This is a genomic window from Salinigranum sp. (assembly GCF_041641895.1).
Taxonomy (GTDB): domain Archaea; phylum Halobacteriota; class Halobacteria; order Halobacteriales; family Haloferacaceae; genus Salinigranum.
In genome coordinates this window covers 1-15,342 of sequence record NZ_JBEPXO010000085.1, presented here as the reverse complement: position 1 = coordinate 15,342, position 15,342 = coordinate 1, and the positions used below count along the sequence as shown (strand labels likewise).

Sequence of the window (15,342 nt, the reverse complement as noted above, 5' to 3'; positions counted from 1 at the left end):
GACGAGCGCGAGCGCGTCGAGGGGACCGTCGTCGCCCTGCTGGACCTGCTCGGCCGCGCACACGCCATGGCCGTCCTGAGTGAGTTCGCCTTCGCCGAGGGGCCGCTCCGGTTCGGCGATCTCGAATCACGGCTCGACGTCGCCCCCAACACCCTCTCCGCCCGGCTCAAGGAGCTGACCGCGGCTGGCCTGCTCGACCGACGGGCGTACGACGAGGTGCCGCCGCGCGTCGAGTACACACCGATGCGGAAGGCGGAGACGCTCTTCCCCGTGTTCGCCCACCTCCACCACTGGGCGGTCGAACACGACCTCTGAGCCCCGGGTCGCTCTCGGTCGCGGGGGTGGACCCCCGGGTCCGGGCCCGGACTCGGAGTCGGACTCGGGAGCGGTAGCTTCGTGTATCCTCCCTCCCCTACCTCCGGCATGCTCGTCGCCGTCTCCGACACACACGCCCGCTCGGACCACAAGCTCACCGGACGGACGCTCGAGGCCGTCCGCGAGGCCGACGTGGTCGTCCACGCGGGCGACTTCAACCGCGAACCCGTCCTCGACGCCTTCCACGACGTCGCGACCGAACTCCGCGGCGTCTACGGGAACACCGACAGTGCGGCCATCCGCGAGCGACTCCCCGTCGCGCGGACCCTCGAGTACGGCGGGCTCCGCTTCGCGGTCACTCACACCCGCGAGGGCGGGCCGACGGCGCTGTCGCTGTTCGGCCGCGAGCGCGGTGCCGACGTGGTCGTCTTCGGTCACTCACACCGGCCGACGCTCGACGCGTCCGGGCCAGTGACGCTCCTCAACCCGGGGAGCCACGCCCAGCCGCGGGGGAACCGCCCCGGTCACGCCGAACTCGACGCCGTCGCGGGCGGCGTCCGCTGTCGGCTGGTGACGCCGGACGGCGAGGTGTTCGAAGAACGGGTCGTCGAGTGAGAACGGAAACAGAAGCTCGCACCCGGCCGGCCGTCGGAGGTGGGAGGAGGGCAGGCGTCAGCGGGAACCGTACCGGGCGCATTCACTCGTTGGGGTCTCCGGGTCAAGAGAGCACCTAAGAGTCAAACGCCGATTTTACTTTGTGGCGTGTTACCACACGTCAGTCAGCGCCGGACCCACCAGAGCGCGAATCCGCCGAGCAGTACCGTCGTCCCGCCGAGGAAGAACAGCAGGCCGGGCGAGGCCGCGAGGCCGTCGAACACGCCCGGTTGTGCCGCGGCCGTGGTGACCGTAGTCGCCTTCGAAGTCGTCTCGGCGACGGCCGTCGTCGGAACCGACGTCGCCGTCTGGGTCATCGTCGCCTCGGGGAGCGCCGTCGACGTCCGGGTCGCCTCCGGCATCGCCGTCGCGGTTCCCGTCGGCGCGGACGTCGCCGTCCCCGAGACGGCCGCGTCGGTCACCGTCGTCGCCTCCGTCGGTCCCGTCGTGGTCGTCGTCGCCTCGGCGATCTGGAAGCCACCCTCGGATTCGGTCACGGTCCCGGTTCCGGTTGCGGCTTCGGTCACCGTCTCCACCTCTGTCGCCGGCCGTGTGGCGGTCGGTTCGGGCGTCGGTGCAGCGGCGCCGCCGGTCGCGTCGGCCTCGGGGGTCGGCGTCTCGGGCGGTGCGGCCCCGCTGTCGCCCCCACCGCCACCCGCGCCGCCGTCGCCGGCCCCACCGCTCGCCGCGAGACCGGGGAGTCCCTCCCGCGCGAGTCGGTCGACGACGACGCTGGCGAGGCCGAGGACGCCCACGCCGCCCAGGAGGCGCGAGAGGGCGGCCTTCAGTCCCGTCGTCTCCTCCTGTCGACCGGCGACGACGACGAGTGCACGGTCGGAGGGGACGTAGACGTTCATCTCTCGCCCCTTCTCGGAGTAGACGGTGTCGCCCACCTCGACGAGACCGGCGTCCTCGAGCTTTCGGAGGTGGTACTGGACGTTCTGGAGGGAGGTGCCGACCCGGTCGGCGAGTTCGGAGGCCGAGGCCGGGTCTTCGTGGAGGGCTGCGAGGACCGCGCGTGTGGTCGACGACGAGAGGGCGTCGATGAGTTCGTCCGCGTCGTCGGAGTCGAGGCCGACGACCCGTGGCTCGTCGCTCGGGTCGATGTCGGGCTTGGAGGGCAGGAGACCGGCCATCGGCGCTGATTTTTCCACGCGGTCCGTATGAGTGTTGCCACTTCTGTGGACGCCGAGCCTGAGAGAACTACCCCGAAACGGCTTTACCCGCGCCGTCGGTACCGCGGTACATGCTCCCTGTCGCGCCCGCGACTGGAGTCGTCGACACGCTCGCCAGCGACCCCATTCTGGTCGCGCTCGTCGTCGGCCTTCTCCTGATCGTGTTCTTCGCGTATCTCTACATCCGTCGGACGCTCATGAACCTCCGCGACGGGTACGAGGACGCCTACCGCGGGAAGTAATCTGAATGGTCACGACAGCGGCTCTCGCGACGTTCCTCGTCGCTGCCATCGCTTCCCTGTTCATGGCCTGGGCTATCGGCGCCGGGTCGTCGGGGTCGACGCCATTCGCCGCGGCCGTCGGGGCGAACGCCATCTCCGTGATGCGGGCCGGCTTCGTCGTCGGCATGCTCGGGTTCCTGGGTGCCGTACTCCAGGGGGCGAACGTCACCGAGGCGGTCGGCACCGAACTCGTCGCCGGCACCTCGCTCACCGCGCCCGCCGTCATCGTCGCGCTGCTCGTCGCCGCCACCCTCGTCGCGCTCGGCGTCTTCGCGGGCTACCCCATCGCGACGGCGTTCACCGTCACCGGGGCCGTCGTCGGGGCCGGTCTCGCGCTCGGCGGCGACCCTGCCTGGGGGAAGTACCAGGAAATCGGGACGCTCTGGGTCCTCACGCCGTTCGTCGGCGGCGGCATCGCCTACTCGACCGCCAGAGCACTCCGAAACGAGCGCGTCCCCGAGCGCCTCGCCGTCCCCGTCCTCGCGGGGGTGGTCGGTGCCATCGTCGTCAACATCGAGTTCGCCGTCCTCCCCGGCCCCGACGGGAGCGGCTCCATTGCCGGCACCCTCGCGGGTACGGGACTCTTCCCGACGGGGCCGCTCGTCGCCCGGGCGGCCGCCACCGTCCTCCTCTCCTCGCTCGCCGCACTGGCGCTCGCCCGCGAGATGGTCGACGACGAGGCTCGCGGCCAGCAACGCTTCCTCCTCGTCCTCGGCGCGCTGGTGGCCTTCTCGGCCGGCGGGTCACAGGTCGGCCTCGCCATCGGCCCGCTCGTACCCCTCACCGGCGACTTCTCCATCCCGCTCCCGGCCGTCCTCGCGGGGGGTGGTCTCGGCCTCCTCGTCGGGTCGTGGACGGGCGCGCCGCGGATGATCAAGGCGCTCGCCCAAGACTACTCGTCGCTCGGTCCGCGACGGTCCATCGCGGCGATGATTCCCTCGTTCGCTATCGCACAGACGGCCGTGGCGTTCGGTATCCCCGTCTCGTTCAACGAGATCATCGTCAGCGCCATCATCGGCTCGGGGTACGCCGCCGCGAACGAAGGGGGTGGCGGCGTCAGCGCCGCGAAGATGGGGTACACCGTGCTGGCGTGGCTCGGCTCGCTCGGTCTCGCGTTCGCCCTCTCGTACGGGCTGTTCACGCTCGTCGACCGCCTACTCCTCGGGTGACCCACTGTTGCCGTCGGTGAGGCCGCGTCGGCGGCCCCGGCCGTGGTCACGGTCACGGGCACGAGCGGGAGGCCCGTCGGCCGCCAGCCGCTCCGCCGCGTCGGCGAGCCGTTCGTGTGCGCGGACGAACCGCCAGAGGAGGTAGACGACGAACACCCACGCGAAGAGGGCGATCGGGGCGAGTATCTGTCCCGCGACGAGGACGCTGTACAAGAGGACGACGATACCGCCCGCGACGATGGCGGCCAGCGGCAGTCGGTCGCGTTCCTCGTCGTGTTCGTCGTCGCGGCCGGTGGAGGGCTCGAACATCCGTTCGGGTACGAGGCTCGACTCGGCGGTGAAAAGCGTTCGTGTGCCGCCGTGAGGCCGACTACCCCTCGGCCTCGGCCTCCGCCTCGGCCTCGTCCTCGTCCCCGTCTGTGCTCTCCAGTTCGTCCTCCGACCGGGTCGAGAGCCGCGCCTTCATGATACGGGTGTTGTCCACCTGCTCGATGCGGATGACGACGTTCTCGTAGGTTATCTCCTCGCCCTCCTCGACGAGGCGGCCCGCGCGGTTGAAGATGAAGCCCGCGAGCGTCTCGAACTCCTCGCCCTCCGGGAGTTCGATGTCGAGCACGTCGTTCACCTCGTCGATGTTCACCTCGCCGCGGACCAGACAGTCGCCGTTGTCGAGGAACTCGAACGGCTCCTCCTCGTCTCCTTCGAGGATGTCGCCGACGATCTCCTCGACCATGTCCTCCATGGTGATGAGGCCCTCGGTGGTCCCGAACTCGTCGATGACGACGACCATCTGCATCCGTTCTTTCTGTATCTCCTGGAGGAGTTCGTCGACGTTCTTCGACTCGGGGACGTGCAGCGTCGGCTGGACGAGGTCGGTCAGGCGGGCGGTGCCCTCGCCGTAGTGCTTCTCGCGGACGAGGTCACGGATGTTGACGATGCCGATGACGTTGTCGAGGTTGCCGTCGTAGACGGGGACGCGCTCGTGGTCGGACTGGACGCACGTCTCGATGGCCTCGTCGAGGGTCGCACCCTTCGGGACCGCCGTCATGTCGAGCCGAGGAGTCATCACCTCCTTGGCGATGGTGTTGTTGAAGCGGAAGATTCGGTCGAGCATCTCCCGCTCGTCCTCCTCGATGACGCCCTCGCGCTCCCCGGTCTCGATCATGTTCTGAATCTCGTCGCGGGTGACGTACGTCGTCTCGATGGCGGAGCGTCCCCCGGTCACGCGGTTGATAACCCGCGTGAGGTAGTCGAAGATGACGATGAGCGGGAACAGCAGGTACTCCGAGAGCTTCAGCGGCCGGGCGATGCGAATCGCCCACGACTCGGTGTTCTCGACGGCGTACGACTTGGGCGCGGACTCGCCGAACAGCAACACCAGGGCGGTGATACCGAACGTCGAGGCGATGACGGCAAGCCCCTGGTTGTCGAGGAGGATGGCCAACAGCCCGGTGGCGATGGAGGTCATCGCGATGTTGACTAGGTTGTTCCCGACCAGGATGGTGACGAGGAGGCGGTGTGGGTCGTCCTTCAGCTCCTTGACCACGTCCGCTCCCGGGACCCCCTCCTCGACCATGTTGTCGACCCGGTGTTTCGCGAGCGAGAACATCGCGATCTCCGAGGAGGAGAAGAACGCGGAGAGCCCGATGAGGACGACGATCGCGATGGCCCCGACGACGGTGACGGTCGTATCGTTCACCGATACCACGTCGGTGAGTTGTCCGACGGTCGTCTGCGTGAGCGTGGCCATCGAGTGCAGCGGCAAACCCATATAACACCAGACGTTGTCGGGGCGCGGAATTAAGAGTTGTCCATCGACGGCTCTGTCGTCCGGTTGCGACACGCTTAGGCCGCGCACGTTCATACGACGGGTATGAGCGACTCGACCATCACCCTGTACCGGTTGCAGGCGTGTCCGTACTGCGAGCGCGTCGTCCGGACCCTCGACGAGTACGACCTCGACTACACCTCGCGGTTCGTCGAGCCGATGCACGGGGACCGAGACGTCGTCAAGCGCGTCTCGGGCAAGCGAACGGTCCCGGCCATCGTCGACGAGCGGACGGGCGTCACGATGTCCGAGTCGGCGAACATCGTCGAGTACCTCGAGAAGACCTACGGGGAGGGGTCGTAGATGGTCGACTTCGAAGTCGTCGAACTCCCAGAGACGGACCACGTCGACGTCGGTGACACCGCGCCGGACTTCACCCGCCCGCTCGTGAACGACGAGTACTGGGAGGACGTCTCGCTCTCCGACCTCACCGCCGACGGCCCGGTCTGTCTCGTCTTCCACCCTATGGACGGCGCCTTCCCGTCGACGTACGTGTGGAACGAGATTCGCGACCGCGGGTGGGGTGACTCGCTCACCGTCGTCGGCGTCTCCATCTCCACCCCCTACGAGCACAAGTCGTTCGTCGCGGAGCGGGGGATGGACTACCGGCTCTTCTCGGACCCCTCGAACGCCGTCGGACGGGAGTACGGCATCGCCAACCCGATGGACGGGATGACGGGTATCGAGGAGCCACGACCGGCCGTGTTCCTCCTCGACTCGGACCGGCGGGTGGCGTACGCCTGGGTCGCGAGCGAGTGGCCCGACTTCCCCGACTACGACGAAGTCGAAGACGCCCTCGAGGCGCTCGTCTGAGGCGAGACCGACACGCGTGACGCCCCATCTCCCCACCGACGACGAACTCGCTGCTGCGGCCGACGCCATCGCCGACGGCGAACTGGTCGTCTACCCGACGGAGACGGTGTACGGTCTCGGTGCGGACGCGTCGAGCGCCGACGCCGTCGAACGCGTCTTCGAGACGAAGCGCCGCAGTCGGGACAAGCCGCTCTCGCTCGGCGTCCCCGACGTCGAGACGGCCCGCCGGTACACCCGCCTCACCGAACGCGACGAGCGCTTCGTCGACGCCTTCCTCCCCGGCCCCGTGACGGTGGTGGTCGAGGCCGCCCCGTCGCTCCCGGACGCACTCACCGCCGGACGCGACCGGGTGGGGCTCAGAATCCCCGACCACCCGGTCGCACTCTCGTTCTACCGGGCCGCGAAACCGCTCCCCGTGACGGCGACGAGCGCCAACCTCTCCGGGCACGGGAGCGTCCGTCGCGTCGCCGACCTCTCCTCGGCGGTCAGCGACGCCTGTGCCGTCGTCCTCGACGGCGGCGAGACGCCCGGCGGCGGGAGCACCGTCGTCGACCCCGGGCGGGGCGTCGTCCACCGCCGGGGCGCGCACGCCGACCGGGTGGCGGCGTGGCTGGCCGACCACGCCGACGAGTGACCTGTCGGCGGTCCACAGCGGCGGTTCTCGGACGCCCGGAACCGTCGGAACCGTTTATACTGTCTGACGTGTTACCGACGAACATGGGGGGAGTCGACAGGCGGAAACGGCGGTTCGTAACGCTTCTCGGGGCGCTCGGTGTCGGGGCTCTCGCGGGCTGTACCGGCGGGACCGGCGGCGGGTCGACCGAGACGGAGACAGCGACGGCAGCGTCTGCGGCCGACGGGACGAGCGGCGGTGGGGGCGACCACGACGAGGAGCGTCCACCGGGCGTGTCGATGGAGGAGTTCGTCCACGGACCGGTGCCCGAGGTGTACCGAACGGCGCTCTCACAGGCCGGCGAACGACGCGACCCGGAGAACCTGCGGACGAAGGAGGCCGTCCGGTTCGCCGAGGCCGACGAGAGCGAGTTCGCCGGGCCCAACCAGGACTGCGGGAACTGTGCGGAGTACATCCCGGACCAGAACGGCGACGGGTTCGGGGCGTGCGCGAAAGTCGAGGGGTACGTCGACACCGCGGACTGGTGTGCCATCTGGGAGTCAATCGAGGCACACGAAGCCGAAGGGGACGAGGGTGGCGAGTAGTCACCGACCCAGGAGCGAGCGCATCGACCGGGTTCTGACCCCGCAGCGGTCCTGATAGGAACACGCGCGACAGCGTGACGCGTCGCGGAGTCGCGGCGGCGGGCCGTCCAGCGCCCGCACGGCACGGAGCGCCCGCCGGTACGCCGCCTTCGCCCGCGTCGTCAGCCGGACCGTTCGCACGACGCCGTGCGCCGGATACTCGACGAGCGCGTGCGACGTCGCCTCCTCGCGCTCCCACGACAGCGCCTTCGCCGCCGCGACGGCCCGTACCTGCTGGGGTTCCCACACCCCGCGCCCCGGTGGGGCGCCGGGGGAGACGAACGACGGGACCGTCCCGCCGACGGTGTCGACGAGTTTGTGGACGCGGCCCCGACAGTCCTTCCCGGCCAGCGAGACGTGGGTGTCGACCGGATCACAGAGCGCGGCCCAGTCGTCGCGCTCCGCCAGTCGTTCCAGCGCCGCCCGGTACGCGTCCGGGGCGAGCGCGACTGGTTCGGCGCGCAACCGTTCGTCGTCCGCACCGCGGAGTTCACCGTACCTGAACGCGAGCCGCTGTCGCCGTCGTTCCCCCGGCGAGGGACCGTCGTCGCCGTCGCGTCGCGCGTAGTACAGTTGCCGGGGGCAGTACGCCGCCTGCGACACTGCGGTGAAGGTGGGCATCCGAGGCGGGATGGCCGCCCGCCGGTACTTGAACTCTCGGCCCGCCTCGCGGTGGCTCTCGGCTCACGCTTGCGGATTCGACGCTACCCTGATCGACCGAGCGCGGGCGCTGGCGCGGCGAAAACGTCACTGAGGCAGAAAACTATATCGGGTCGAACAACGTATCGAGAAATTACAGGAATCTGTCTCATGGTCGAGCTCAGCATCATCGTTCCAACCATCAAACCGGAGTCGGAAATCGACTGCCTCCGCTACCTCGACGCGCAGGAGTTCGACGACTACGAGGTCATCATCCGCTCCGACCCTGGTGCCTCCAAGGCCCGCAACGAGGCCATCAAACGAGCGAACGCCGAGAAGCTGGTGTTCCTCGACGACGACTCGATGCCGCGCCCGGGCCACCTGCAGGCGGCGAGTGATGCGCTCGACGAACACGACGTCGTCGCCGGCCGGGTGTTCCAGCCGGACGACGCCGTCATCACCTACAAGCAACTCCCGTGGTACGACCAGGGCGACGAGGGCAAGTACACGGACCTCGTCGTCGGCTGCAACATGGCGATGCGGAAGTCGGTCATCGACGCTGTCGGCGGGTTCAACGAGACGTTCTTCCACGGCCACGAGGAGACGGAACTGGGCCGGCGCATCAGCCAGCGGTTCGACATCTGGTACGAGCCGAGCATGGTCGTCGAACACTACTACGCCTTCTCGGTGCGGCAGTACTGGGCGAAGTCGTACCGGCACGGGAAAGCCGACGCCGACTGGTGGGTCGTCGACGAGGTGCCCCTCGAGACGCGCGTCCGGAAGTGCCTCCCACGGAACGTCATCCGCCGTCAGCCGGTCGAAACCGTCGCGATGCTCGTCCTCACGTTCGGCCGGGTCCGTCGACTCGCCGCACAGCTCCTCGGCCTCGTCGACATCCCCGAGCGTCGACAGGCGCACGGCGACGCCGCACACGCCCGACGCGAATCCTCCGAGGGTATCTCGCCCGTCTCGTCAGGTCGGGACTAACGACCGGCTGGGTGACCCTGTCGTCCGCTCCCGCCCCGTTAGCGACTGCTTGTTTATGGCTCCCTCCGCCGTACCGGACGCCCAATGACCTACACCGTCGCGTTCATCGGCACCGGCCCCGACCCGAAGAACCCCAGCACCGACGGGTTCGCGATGGCGTACCGCCACGCCCCCGGCTACCAGCGCCTCGACGACTGCGAACTCGTCGCCTGCGCCGACATCGTCCGGGAGAACGCCGAGGCGTTCGCCCGAACCCACGACATCCCGCTCGAGCACGTCTACACCGACTACGAGGAGATGCTCGCCGAGGTCGAACCCGACATCGTGAGCATCTGCACGCCGCCGTCGGTTCACGCGAGCCTCGTCGTCGGCACCGCCCGCAGCGGCGTCGTGAAGGCCATCCACTGCGAGAAACCGATGGCGCTCACCTGGGGCGACGCGAGGGAGATGGCACGCGTTTGTGACGAGGAGGGCGTCCAGCTGACTATCAACCACCAGAAGCGGTTCGGCAAGCCGGTCCGACAGGCGAAGACGCTCGTCTCCGAGGGCTGTATCGGTGACGTCGAGCGGCTGGAGTTCGGTGCGGAGACCCTCTATGACATGGGGACGCACTTCTTCGACATCTGCAACTACCTCGTCGACGGCTCCCCCGTCGACTGGGTGCTCGCCAACATCGACTACACCGAGGAGAACGTCCTCTTCGGGACGCACAACGAGAACCAGGCGGTCTCGCAGTGGCGCTACGCCAACGGCGTGAGCGGGCTGGCGTCGACCGGCCGCGCGGCGGACTTCGTCGACTGTCAGCTCCGCGTCGTCGGCTCGAACGGCACCATCGAACTCGGTGCCGAGGAGGCCGAACTCCGGTACCGCGTCGACGGCTCCGGCTGGACCGTCGTCGACACCGGTCTCGACACGGTCCACAAACCCGTCCCCGGCCGGATCCGGTCCGGCCTGACGACTGTCGCGGGCAGACTCCCAGCGACGCTCTCCGCGCGGCTCACCGACCGCCTCTCCACGACGAGCTACGAGGAACGTGCCATCGAGGAACTCGTCACGGCGCTGAAGACGGGGACGGAGTCGGAACTCTCCGCGCGGAACGCCCTCGCGGCCGAGGAGCTCATCTTCGCCAGCTGGGAGTCCGCGCGTCGCCGCGGCCGGGTCGACCTCCCGCTCGACATCGAGGACAACCCGCTCGAGTCGATGGTCGACGCGGGTGACCTCCTGCTGAACGTCGTGGAGTGAGTCGTGGACGACCCGGCCGTGGCGACACCACCCGCCGAAGCACACGCGTACGCCGCCAGTCCCGCCCTCCGCCAGCAGCACGCGGCTAACTATGACGGTTCGGGACGTTCACGAGACGATGAACACGAAATCCGCTCCTCTCGGTCGGGTCGGGCGACTCGTCACACGTCTCGGACGCACGAGGCCTGTCAGCTCGGCTTTCACCCTCGTTACCCGCGCCGTCCGTGACGTCCAGTTCGCTCGCGCGGCCGACGTCCAGTCTCTGACGGTGGGCGACGCCACGGCCCGTTTCCGGATGACCTCACGCAACGAGTTCGGCGAGTTCCGCCGTCTGCCCGAGCGTCCCATCCTCGAGGACCTCCTCGGCCGGATGCGTCCCTCCGACGTGTTCTACGACGTCGGTGCGAACGTCGGCGTCTACGCCTGCCTCGCCGACAGCGTCCTCGACACCGACGTCGTCGCGTTCGACCCCGAACCCGACAACGCTCGACGGCTGGCGGAGAACGCCGCGCTCAACGACGCCGACGTCACGCTGTACCGCTACGCGCTCTCCGACGAGGCGGGGACGGCCGAGTTCGCCGTCCGGCTCTTCGACGGCGAGTCACAGACCGGTCCCGCCGGGCACTCACTCGTCGCCGGTCACGTCACCGAGGGGACGACCATCGCGGTCGAAACCGTCGTCGGCGACGAGTTCGTCGCCAGCGAGGGTCTGCCGACCCCCACCGTGGTGAAGATCGACGTCGAGGGCGCAGAGTGGCAGGTACTCACCGGCCTCCGTGAGACGCTCTCACGCCCCGAGTGCCGCCTCGTCTACTGCGAACTCCACGACGCGGCGCTCCGCTCGCAGGGCCGGTCGCCCGACGATGTCATCGCGCTCCTCGAGCAGCTGGGGTACGAGGTCGAGGTCGCGTTCGAGCGCGCCGGCGACCCCTTCGTCCGTGCCGAGCGTCGCGAGTGAGACGCACGCTCGACGACTCGCAACGAAACGTTTTACCGCTCCGCTCGTCCACAGTCGAGTACGGGACCGTGGGTTAGCCTGGTATACTTCGGGCCTTGGGTGCCCGTGACCCCGGTTCGAATCCGGGCGGTCCCATTCCACTCTTTACTCGGTCGCTTCGCTCCCTCGTAAAAACGTGGGGAAAACCAGCAGCAGGGGATTCGAACCAGACCAGTCGCGCGCAGCGGGACGACTCGACCCCCTCACAGCCCGAAGAAGAACACGATACCGAGCGTCGTCACCACGGCGAAGACGAGTTGCATCGGACCGCCGACGCGGATGTAGTCGGTGAATCGGTAGCCGCCCGGTCCGTAGACGAAGAGGTTCGTCTGGTAGCCGACGGGCGTCATGAACGCCGTCGAGGCCGCGAACGTCACCGCGAGGACGAACGAGAAGGCGTTCGCGCCGAGGGTCGTCGCGGCCTCGACGGCGACGGGGACCATCAGCACGACGCTCGCGTTGTTCGAGATGACGTTCGTCAGGAGCGCCGTCACGACGTAGAAGAGTCCGAGGACGCCGACGAGGGGGAGGAGGGTCGCACTCGTGACGACGGCGTCCGCGAGCAGTTCGGCCGCGCCCGTCCGCTCCATGGCGATGCCGAGCGGGATGACGCCCGCGAGGAGGAAGACGACGTCCCACTGGACGGCGTCGTATATCTCGGTGGGGCGGAGACAGCGGGTCGCGACCATCGCCACCGCCCCGGCGAGCGCCGAGACGACGATGGGGACGAAGTCGATCGCCGCCAGCGCGACGACGACGGCCACGATGCCGATGGCGACGGGGATCTTCGACTCGCGGAAGTCGTGGCGTTCGACCTCCTGAGCGACGATGAAGTCGCGGTTCTGGTCCATCCGCTCGATGCTCTCAGTGGCGGCCTGCACCAGGAGGGTGTCGCCGACGCGGAACTGGACGCGGTCGAGGCGTCTCCGGACGAGTTCGCCGCCGCGGCGGAGCGCGAGGACGGTGGCGTCGTAGCGCTGACGAAAGCGCGAGGTGGCGAGCGACTCGCCGACGAGCGACGACCCGGGTGCGATGACCACCTCGACGAGGTTCTGTCCCTCGCCGGCCGTTTCGAGTTCTGCCTCGTCGACGGTAACGGGAACGAGGTCGAGTCCCTCGGCGTCGAGGAAGCCGACGAGGGTGGTGCGGTCGGTCCGGAGCGCGAACACGTCGCCGACCTGAATCTCCTTCGGCCCGAGCGGTTCGAGGAACACCTGGTCCCCGCGGATGAGCTGGAGCAGGTCGACGTCGAAGTCCGTCTCGACCAGCGCCTCGGACACGCGCATCCCGACGAGCGGGGAGTCCTCGCGCACTCGCACCTCGGTCAGGTAGTCGGCCATCTCGAACTCCTCGGTGAGGTCGACCCGCGGTTTGATGCGCTCCGGGGTCAGGAGTCGCCCCAGAGTGAGGAGGTAGACGGTGCCGACGAGGCTCACGACGAGTCCGAGTTGGGTGAACTCGAACATCCCGAACGGCTCTCCCAGCAGGCGGTCGGCGAGTTCGGAGGCGAGGATGTTCGTCGAGGTGCCGATGAGCGTGAGCATCCCGCCGAACATCGACGCGTACGAGAGGGGCAAGAGGAGTTTCGAGGGGGAGGTGCCGCCGCGTTCGGCCAGGTCAGTCACCATCGGCAGGAGGATGGCGACGGCGGCGGTGTTGTTGATGAAGCCCGAGATGGGACCGACGACGCCGATGGTGGCGGCGAGCTGCCGGCTCTCGCTGTCGGCGGTGTACTGGGAGATGAACGCCCCCAGCTTCTGGACGATTCCCGTCCGCTGGACGCCCTCGCTCAGGATGAACATCGCCAGGACGGTCAGCGTCGCGGCGTTCGCGAAGCCCGACAGCCCCTCCTCGGGCGAGACCATCGGCACCGGTGCGCCGAGGAGGCCGACGTCGACGAAGAGCCCCGACACCGGCTCGACGAGCATCAGCGCGACCATCACGGAGATAGCCGTCACGTCCACCGGAACCGGCTCGGTGGCGAACAGCACGAGGGCCACGAGGATGAGTGCGAAGACGACGACGATGCCGGGGGTGAGCGTGACCACGGGCACACGTTACCACCTGCGGGCAAAAGTATGCTGATGAGGGTGTCGCAGTGACTCGGTTTGCCGACCGCAGTCGCGGTCCGGTCGCTCCTGGGCCACCCGAACCACTCAGGTGGCTGGGGTGAGAAGGCGACGGATAGCCATGCGCTCCGCTTCCATCCTCTCGGGCGTCACGGCCGCGCCGGAACTCGCGCTCGTCCTCGCGCTGGCAGGAGTCGTGACGGCACTCGTGGCCGGCCTCGGACTCGCAGCCTTCCTGCGGCGGCGGTCCCGGTCGTACCTGCTGGTCGCGCTCGCACTCGGGACGCTGTTCGCGCGACCGGTCGTCGCCACGATGACGATGCTGGACCTGCTCGGCCCGGCGCCACACCACCTCGTCGAGCACGGTCTCGACACGCTCGTGGCCGCGTGCGTCGTCGGCGCGGTGTATCACGCCCGGTCCGCGGGGGACGTCCCACGAACCGCGGGAGGCCGCCCCGATGACTGAACCGACTCGCGTGCGGATCCGGACGTACGTGTTCGAACACCCCGGCGTCCACTTCAGCGGCCTCGTCCGACGGCTTGACCTCGCCCCCGGGCAGATTCAGTACCACCTGCGCCGACTCGTCGACGCCGACGCGGTCGTCCGAGAGTCGTACTACGGTCGGACTCACTACTATCCGTCCGACGCCGACCCGTGGTCGCGGGGCGTCCTGGCGCTCCTCCGGCGGGAGACTGCCCGGGACGTCGTCTTCGACCTGCTCGAACACGGCCCGTCGCGGCCGGCTGACGTCGCCGCTCGCGTGGGCATCGCGAGGAGCACCCTCGAGTGGCACCTCGACCACCTCGTCGAACAGGCGGTGGTCCGCAAGCGGCGCGACGACGCGGACCGGGTGACGCTCGTGCTCGAACGGCCCGAGCGAACCGTCGACCTGCTGTCGGTCGTCGAACCGTCGCTCCCGGAGCGCATGGTCGACCGCTTCGAGCGCCTCGTCGACCAGTTGGTCTCGGACCGGTAGCGCGTCGACAGCCCCGAGGACGCACAGTCGGCACCGCGTGAGGGTCCGCCTCGGAACGACTGGCCCTCCCGATTCTGTTCAAGTGTACTATCTATGGCGGATCAATGTCGATATTTTTGAACAATTCGGCGACGAATACCGACAGATTCGACAATCGTACCAGAACCTGTTTGCAGGTCACCGTCGACACGGGACTCGGGACGATGCCCCCAGAGTACACTCGACGCACGATGCTCCGGGCGACGGGCGCCGCCGTCGCGACTGCGGGCGCGCTCGCCCGGACGGTCGGCCGTGCCGACGCACGGACCTCGCCCGACCTCGCGAAGTACGTCCAGCCCCTCCCGAGACCAGACGTCCGCGACCCGGACGGGAAACGGAAGGGGGCCACGTACTACGACATCCCGCTGGTAGAGTTCTCCGAGCGCCTCCACCCGGACCTCCCGGCGACGACGCTCTGGGGGTACGACGGGGAGTACCCCGGCCCGATCATCCAGGCGCGGCGGAACGAGCGACTCAAACTCCGCTTCGACAACAGCGGCCTCCCGAGCGAACACCTGCTGTCCGTCGACGACCGCATCGACGGGACGCGACCCGCGGACTATCCGAACTACGACGGCCCGGTACCGGCGGTCCGCACGGTGACGCACGTCCACGGCCTGAACGTCGAACCGGAGAGCGACGGCCAGGCGGAGATGTGGACGTCGCCCGGTGGCGTCACTGGCCCGCGCTTCGAGAAGCACGTCCAGGACGTCCCGAACCGACAGGCCAGGATGACGTCGTCGTACCACGACCACGCGCTCGGTATCAGTCGGCTCAACAACTACGCCGGCCTGAACGGCTTCTACTTCATCACGAGTTCGCGCGAGGAGCGACTCGGACTGCCGAGCGGCGAGTACGACGTCCCGCTCATGCTCCACGACCGGTCGTTCGAACCGGACG

The 15,342-nt window shown here is 68.7% G+C and carries 18 protein-coding genes, 1 tRNA gene and 1 pseudogene; 15 read left to right on the top strand and 5 right to left on the bottom strand.

Features of this window, described 5'->3' with window-relative positions:
* Together ACESK5_RS15860 and ACESK5_RS15855 are read left to right on the top strand one after the other, a co-directional pair.
* Positions 1-315: winged helix-turn-helix transcriptional regulator (locus ACESK5_RS15860; protein WP_372912552.1), on the top strand; the 315-nt coding region annotated here is incomplete at its 5' end.
* Between the two features lie 108 nt (positions 316-423).
* Positions 424-930 (top strand): metallophosphoesterase, encoded by a 507-nt coding sequence (locus ACESK5_RS15855; RefSeq protein WP_372912551.1) that lies wholly within the window; start codon positions 424-426, stop codon positions 928-930.
* A 164-nt stretch (positions 931-1,094) separates the two neighbouring features.
* On the opposite strand, the gene ACESK5_RS15850 is transcribed toward ACESK5_RS15855, so the two are convergent.
* Positions 1,095-2,105 (bottom strand): ArsR/SmtB family transcription factor, encoded by a 1,011-nt coding sequence (locus ACESK5_RS15850; RefSeq protein ID WP_372912550.1) that lies wholly within the window; start codon positions 2,103-2,105, stop codon positions 1,095-1,097.
* Positions 2,106-2,215: 110 nt separating this feature from the next.
* On the opposite strand from ACESK5_RS15850, the gene ACESK5_RS15845 reads away from it, so the two are divergent.
* Both ACESK5_RS15845 and ACESK5_RS15840 read left to right on the top strand, forming a co-directional pair.
* The gene (locus tag ACESK5_RS15845) at positions 2,216-2,386 is read left to right on the top strand and encodes a hypothetical protein (protein ID WP_372912549.1); all 171 of its coding nucleotides are present in this window, start codon (positions 2,216-2,218) and stop codon (positions 2,384-2,386) included.
* A 5-nt stretch (positions 2,387-2,391) separates the two neighbouring features.
* Positions 2,392-3,594 (top strand): anion permease, encoded by a 1,203-nt coding sequence (locus ACESK5_RS15840; protein ID WP_372912548.1) that lies wholly within the window; start codon positions 2,392-2,394, stop codon positions 3,592-3,594.
* Here ACESK5_RS15840 and ACESK5_RS15835 read toward each other — a convergent pair.
* Together ACESK5_RS15835 and ACESK5_RS15830 are read right to left on the bottom strand one after the other, a co-directional pair.
* Positions 3,580-3,903: a hypothetical protein gene (locus ACESK5_RS15835; RefSeq protein ID WP_372912547.1), complete on the bottom strand. Its 324-nt coding sequence runs from the start codon at positions 3,901-3,903 to the stop codon at positions 3,580-3,582. The two genes, ACESK5_RS15840 and ACESK5_RS15835, sit on opposite strands and share 15 nt — an antisense overlap.
* A gap of 61 nt (positions 3,904-3,964) precedes the next feature.
* Complete coding sequence (locus ACESK5_RS15830) at positions 3,965-5,365, bottom strand: hemolysin family protein (RefSeq protein ID WP_372912546.1); 1,401 nt, start codon at positions 5,363-5,365, stop codon at positions 3,965-3,967.
* 102 nt (positions 5,366-5,467) lie between these two features.
* On the opposite strand from ACESK5_RS15830, the gene ACESK5_RS15825 reads away from it, so the two are divergent.
* The 4 genes from ACESK5_RS15825 to ACESK5_RS15810 all read left to right on the top strand — a co-directional run bounded on the left by ACESK5_RS15825 (position 5,468) and on the right by ACESK5_RS15810 (position 7,453).
* Positions 5,468-5,725 (top strand): glutathione S-transferase N-terminal domain-containing protein, encoded by a 258-nt coding sequence (locus ACESK5_RS15825; RefSeq protein ID WP_372912545.1) that lies wholly within the window; start codon positions 5,468-5,470, stop codon positions 5,723-5,725.
* Positions 5,726-6,235, top strand: a complete 510-nt coding sequence (locus ACESK5_RS15820; RefSeq protein WP_372912544.1) for a redoxin domain-containing protein — start codon at positions 5,726-5,728, stop codon at positions 6,233-6,235. It abuts the gene before it with no gap.
* Positions 6,236-6,251: 16 nt separating this feature from the next.
* A complete protein-coding gene (locus ACESK5_RS15815) occupies positions 6,252-6,869 on the top strand; it encodes an L-threonylcarbamoyladenylate synthase (protein ID WP_372912543.1) in 618 nt (205 codons plus the stop codon).
* An 83-nt stretch (positions 6,870-6,952) separates the two neighbouring features.
* Positions 6,953-7,453 carry a high-potential iron-sulfur protein gene (locus tag ACESK5_RS15810; protein ID WP_372912542.1) on the top strand — a complete coding sequence of 167 codons (501 nt, stop codon included), beginning with the start codon at positions 6,953-6,955 and terminating at the stop codon, positions 7,451-7,453.
* On the opposite strand, the gene ACESK5_RS15805 is transcribed toward ACESK5_RS15810, so the two are convergent.
* Positions 7,454-8,113 (bottom strand): hypothetical protein, encoded by a 660-nt coding sequence (locus ACESK5_RS15805; protein ID WP_372912541.1) that lies wholly within the window; start codon positions 8,111-8,113, stop codon positions 7,454-7,456.
* A 189-nt stretch (positions 8,114-8,302) separates the two neighbouring features.
* Here ACESK5_RS15805 and ACESK5_RS15800 point away from each other — a divergent pair, with 189 nt between their 5' ends.
* The 4 genes from ACESK5_RS15800 to ACESK5_RS15785 all read left to right on the top strand — a co-directional run bounded on the left by ACESK5_RS15800 (position 8,303) and on the right by ACESK5_RS15785 (position 11,453).
* On the top strand, positions 8,303-9,118 hold the full coding sequence (locus ACESK5_RS15800) for a glycosyltransferase family 2 protein (protein WP_372912540.1): 816 nt from the start codon (positions 8,303-8,305) through the stop codon (positions 9,116-9,118).
* A gap of 84 nt (positions 9,119-9,202) precedes the next feature.
* Entirely contained in the window at positions 9,203-10,360 is a 1,158-nt protein-coding gene (locus ACESK5_RS15795; protein ID WP_372912539.1) for a Gfo/Idh/MocA family protein, read from the top strand.
* A 295-nt stretch (positions 10,361-10,655) separates the two neighbouring features.
* Positions 10,656-11,318 (top strand): FkbM family methyltransferase, encoded by a 663-nt coding sequence (locus ACESK5_RS15790; RefSeq protein WP_372912538.1) that lies wholly within the window; start codon positions 10,656-10,658, stop codon positions 11,316-11,318.
* Between the two features lie 62 nt (positions 11,319-11,380).
* Positions 11,381-11,453: transfer RNA gene (locus tag ACESK5_RS15785), tRNA-Pro, on the top strand.
* Between the two features lie 107 nt (positions 11,454-11,560).
* On the opposite strand, the gene ACESK5_RS15780 is transcribed toward ACESK5_RS15785, so the two are convergent.
* Entirely contained in the window at positions 11,561-13,405 is a 1,845-nt protein-coding gene (locus ACESK5_RS15780; protein WP_372912537.1) for an SLC13 family permease, read from the bottom strand.
* Between the two features lie 142 nt (positions 13,406-13,547).
* Between ACESK5_RS15780 and ACESK5_RS15775 the strand changes: the two genes are divergently transcribed.
* The 3 genes and pseudogenes from ACESK5_RS15775 to ACESK5_RS15765 form a co-directional block, all read left to right on the top strand.
* Positions 13,548-13,892: a hypothetical protein gene (locus ACESK5_RS15775; RefSeq protein ID WP_372912536.1), complete on the top strand. Its 345-nt coding sequence runs from the start codon at positions 13,548-13,550 to the stop codon at positions 13,890-13,892.
* The gene (locus ACESK5_RS15770) at positions 13,885-14,403 is read left to right on the top strand and encodes a winged helix-turn-helix transcriptional regulator (protein WP_372912535.1); all 519 of its coding nucleotides are present in this window, start codon (positions 13,885-13,887) and stop codon (positions 14,401-14,403) included. Before ACESK5_RS15775 ends, ACESK5_RS15770 begins: the two co-directional genes overlap by 8 nt.
* Positions 14,404-14,606: 203 nt before the next feature.
* Positions 14,607-15,342: pseudogene (locus ACESK5_RS15765) on the top strand (laccase); the annotation flags it as partial.

What these genes read in the sequence shown, in the direction of transcription:
- ACESK5_RS15855 (WP_372912551.1), top strand. Translation starts at nt 424, where the DNA reads ATGCTCGTCGCCGTCTCCGACACACACGCCCGCTCGGACCACAAGCTC.
- ACESK5_RS15825 (WP_372912545.1), top strand. Translation starts at nt 5,468, where the DNA reads ATGAGCGACTCGACCATCACCCTGTACCGGTTGCAGGCGTGTCCGTAC.
- ACESK5_RS15810 (WP_372912542.1), top strand. Translation starts at nt 6,953, where the DNA reads ATGGGGGGAGTCGACAGGCGGAAACGGCGGTTCGTAACGCTTCTCGGG.
- ACESK5_RS15840 (WP_372912548.1), top strand. Translation starts at nt 2,392, where the DNA reads ATGGTCACGACAGCGGCTCTCGCGACGTTCCTCGTCGCTGCCATCGCT.
- ACESK5_RS15800 (WP_372912540.1), top strand. Translation starts at nt 8,303, where the DNA reads ATGGTCGAGCTCAGCATCATCGTTCCAACCATCAAACCGGAGTCGGAA.
- ACESK5_RS15770 (WP_372912535.1), top strand. Translation starts at nt 13,885, where the DNA reads ATGACTGAACCGACTCGCGTGCGGATCCGGACGTACGTGTTCGAACAC.
- ACESK5_RS15795 (WP_372912539.1), top strand. Translation starts at nt 9,203, where the DNA reads ATGACCTACACCGTCGCGTTCATCGGCACCGGCCCCGACCCGAAGAAC.
- ACESK5_RS15845 (WP_372912549.1), top strand. Translation starts at nt 2,216, where the DNA reads ATGCTCCCTGTCGCGCCCGCGACTGGAGTCGTCGACACGCTCGCCAGC.
- ACESK5_RS15775 (WP_372912536.1), top strand. Translation starts at nt 13,548, where the DNA reads ATGCGCTCCGCTTCCATCCTCTCGGGCGTCACGGCCGCGCCGGAACTC.
- ACESK5_RS15830 (WP_372912546.1), bottom strand. Translation starts at nt 5,365, where the DNA reads ATGGGTTTGCCGCTGCACTCGATGGCCACGCTCACGCAGACGACCGTC.
- ACESK5_RS15850 (WP_372912550.1), bottom strand. Translation starts at nt 2,105, where the DNA reads ATGGCCGGTCTCCTGCCCTCCAAGCCCGACATCGACCCGAGCGACGAG.
- ACESK5_RS15835 (WP_372912547.1), bottom strand. Translation starts at nt 3,903, where the DNA reads ATGTTCGAGCCCTCCACCGGCCGCGACGACGAACACGACGAGGAACGC.
- ACESK5_RS15790 (WP_372912538.1), top strand. Translation starts at nt 10,656, where the DNA reads ATGACCTCACGCAACGAGTTCGGCGAGTTCCGCCGTCTGCCCGAGCGT.
- ACESK5_RS15820 (WP_372912544.1), top strand. Translation starts at nt 5,726, where the DNA reads ATGGTCGACTTCGAAGTCGTCGAACTCCCAGAGACGGACCACGTCGAC.
- ACESK5_RS15805 (WP_372912541.1), bottom strand. Translation starts at nt 8,113, where the DNA reads ATGCCCACCTTCACCGCAGTGTCGCAGGCGGCGTACTGCCCCCGGCAA.